This window comes from Lentzea sp. NPDC005914 (assembly GCF_040629405.1).
Lineage (GTDB): Bacteria > Actinomycetota > Actinomycetes > Mycobacteriales > Pseudonocardiaceae > Lentzea.
Genome location: NZ_JBEXVQ010000090.1, coordinates 1 through 2,923, shown reverse-complemented (window position 1 = coordinate 2,923; position 2,923 = coordinate 1). Strand labels below are relative to the sequence as shown.

Here is a 2,923-nt window from a genome sequence, read left to right as displayed (position 1 = left end):
CTCGATACCATTCGAGATATATCTCCTGTCTATTTTTATGCTACTTTTGGGTTAGCTCAACTCAACCGCCTTTTAATCTCCCAACAACAATAATACCCAATCAAACAACCCAAAAAATTCAAGATAATATCACTAATGGCAAATGTGCCCAAATAAAAGATAAATTGAATGGTTTCAATTCCTAAAAGTGTGACCAAACTGACAATGACAAACTGTTTGAAATCAGTATTGATACAGTAAAGGCCACCTAAAGGAATGAAGTAGATAATATTTAGCACTGCCTCTTGAATCGTTCTGGTATCCGCTTTTATAAAGTCAAAAGGATTCAGTGATATCGCCTGAAAATCCGTTGTTTTAGTAAAAAGCACCATGAATAACAGTAATAAATACACACTGAAAGCAAGATAGAGATAAATAACTGAAAAATCTTTGAGGTGATACTGGATGCCAAACAACCAGATAATCAGCGTTAATAAGAGTATTAAAGTTAATGCGGTATAGTCAAAGTGGTTAATCAACCTAGCCAGGCTTTGATAGCGAGTGAGAACGGGCATAATCAGCCAAGTAATCGTCGCATAACTCAGGATAAATGTGACCAATAAACTGCTGAGGTAGATCATATATTTTCGCAACTGTTTCTAACTCCTTTTCTTGATGAGATTAACCCTATTTGGTTCTGTTGCGAAGTTTGAAAATCAAACGCGCCCGCTCTGAACTCCAAATATCTTAGGCTGGTATTCCCATTAATACCTTGATTTCAGTAGACACCGAAAAGCCGAAGAGCGTTCCATTTCTTCGGTTCTTTTTATATATTCCTCGAAGGGTCTCCATGCCCTTAATCGTGGAAGAGGCTGTACGGAGACTTTGATAAAATTTATTCCGTCGTTTAATAGGTCGATGGTCTTGTTCTATTAAATTGTTAAGATACTTCACAGTTCGGTGCTCTGTCTTAGGATATAAACCCACACTCTGTAACTTTCTAAAGGCGGAGCCAAGAGAAGGTGCTTTATCGGTCACAATTGCTTTCGGCTCACCAAACTGTTTATGGAGTCGTTTTAATAAAACATAGGCTGCTTGCGTATCCCGTTTCTTTCGTAACCAGATATCTAAGGTTAAGCCGTCCGTATCAATTGCACGATAAAGATAATGCCAACGTCCCTTAATTTTGATATAGGTTTCGTCCATTTTCCATGAATAGAAGGATTGTCTATTTTTCTTCTTCCAAAGATAATAGAGGACTTTGCTGTACTCTTGCACCCAACGATAAATCGTAGTATGACAAACATTTATTCCACGATCATATAACAATTCCTGAACTTCACGATAGCTTAGATTGTAACGCAGGTAGTAACCAACAGCGACAATAATGACGTCTTTTTTGAATTGTTTGCCTTTAAAATGATTCATTACTCTGTCCTCTCTGTCTTTTTTCTCAATTTTACACTAAAATAGATTTTTTGGAAAACTTTGCAACAGAACCAAAGAAATAATAAATTCTAGGCCCTTAAAAGAAAAAATCAAATTTTTAACAAAGGTTATTATTATTAAGGCGAAAAACCATTAAGCCGTTAAACGAAAATGCAAAGGGTTCATATACAATTATGTTAATTACGACCCGAATTGCTAGTTGATTATTTAGCCATGACTTGATACCCGATAGAATATCTTAAAGTCTCTGGTTCCAGTGTTTTAGCTGATTTTAACAGTAAAGAATACGCTAAAAGTATCATCTCTAATTTCAATTGAAAACCTTGAGGCGAATGACTTTTACAACGCTCAGCTCCTAGATTTGTCAAAAAAGAGAAAACTCGCTCAATCACTTTTCTACGTTTTGAAAAATTAGGGAAAAGGATTTTCTTTTGCTTCATGTTCTTCCTGACAGGTGTAATTAGATCAATTCCTTTTAATTCCAGCCTATCATGCAGTGACTGACCTAGATATCCCATATCTCCAAGGACTGTTGGTGTCCCAAATTGACTCAACACTTCCTCGGTCATTGAACGATCAGCCATTGAAGCAGGAGTAATTGTGTAGTCGATGACATAGCCTGATTCACTGACTAAAGCATGACATTTACATCCATAGAAGTACTGTCCCTTTGTAGCATTGTAGCCAACATTTGCATCATCTCCAAGAACTTTGCTTCTGAAGTTACGAATAGGCTGACACAAAGGAATGGGGAAGCTGTCAATAATGGATACACTCATTCCTTCAACCTCTTTAAAGACGAGTGCTTGGCGAATGACTTGGATACTCGGTAAGAGGGCATTACAACGGCGGACAAAGCGAGAATATTCTAGGAAATTAGGAAATAAACTTTGAGCCAATTGGTGCTTAGCTTTAAGCGTTTCACTAAAATGCAGTACGCCCCAGAGGTAACAAGCGATAACTAAGCAATCTGATGTTGCGAGATGGACGTTCTTTCGGTTTTGAACCTCAAGGGGAACACTCGTTTGATAAAGCGTCTCAATGGTTGTCAGTAAATAAACAAAAACTTTTGGAAGTGTGCTATTATAAGTCATATAAGTCGTGAGCTTTCTAATGCTTAGTGCTTTAAGATTAGGATAGCACGACTTATTTATTTTCCAATGAAATTAACTAGCAATTCGGGTATATAAAAGTATTGCTTGATGTATTTCTGAAAAATTGTAATTTTTCTGAAAGTAAAGTTGAAAAACCATACTAAATGATTAAACTTATATCTTTATTTATACGTAAAATTTCTTGCAGTTTAAAATTTGAAACCCATACATTCACTTGCATTAACAGGTTTTGTTTTATATAATAAACTAATATAGTATAGAAAATTAAAAAAAAACACCAAAATGGTTTAACTTAAGCAAGTTTTGATTTAATTTATCAGAAAAATTAGGGTTTTTCTTACAGAATTTAATAAAAAGAGGGATTATATTTATGAATGATT

3 protein-coding genes are annotated in these 2,923 nt (G+C 35.3%); all 3 read right to left on the bottom strand.

The window, feature by feature from the left end:
- Positions 1 to 56 precede the first annotated feature (56 nt).
- Positions 57 to 620 carry a VanZ family protein gene (locus ABZ345_RS47355; RefSeq protein ID WP_357056717.1) on the bottom strand — a complete coding sequence of 188 codons (564 nt, stop codon included), beginning with the start codon at positions 618 to 620 and terminating at the stop codon, positions 57 to 59.
- A 106-nt stretch (positions 621 to 726) separates the two neighbouring features.
- Entirely contained in the window at positions 727 to 1,407 is a 681-nt protein-coding gene (locus tag ABZ345_RS47350; RefSeq protein WP_359862339.1) for an IS6 family transposase, read from the bottom strand.
- Between the two features lie 224 nt (positions 1,408 to 1,631).
- The gene (locus ABZ345_RS47345) at positions 1,632 to 2,522 is read right to left on the bottom strand and encodes an IS982-like element IS982B family transposase (RefSeq protein ID WP_359862338.1); all 891 of its coding nucleotides are present in this window, start codon (positions 2,520 to 2,522) and stop codon (positions 1,632 to 1,634) included.
- Between the last annotated feature and the right edge of the window lie 401 nt (positions 2,523 to 2,923).

Excerpts from the sequence above, each read along its gene's own strand:
- ABZ345_RS47350 (WP_359862339.1), bottom strand. The coding sequence starts at position 1,407 with ATGAATCATTTTAAAGGCAAACAATTCAAAAAAGACGTCATTATTGTC.
- ABZ345_RS47355 (WP_357056717.1), bottom strand. The coding sequence starts at position 620 with ATGATCTACCTCAGCAGTTTATTGGTCACATTTATCCTGAGTTATGCG.
- ABZ345_RS47345 (WP_359862338.1), bottom strand. The coding sequence starts at position 2,522 with ATGACTTATAATAGCACACTTCCAAAAGTTTTTGTTTATTTACTGACA.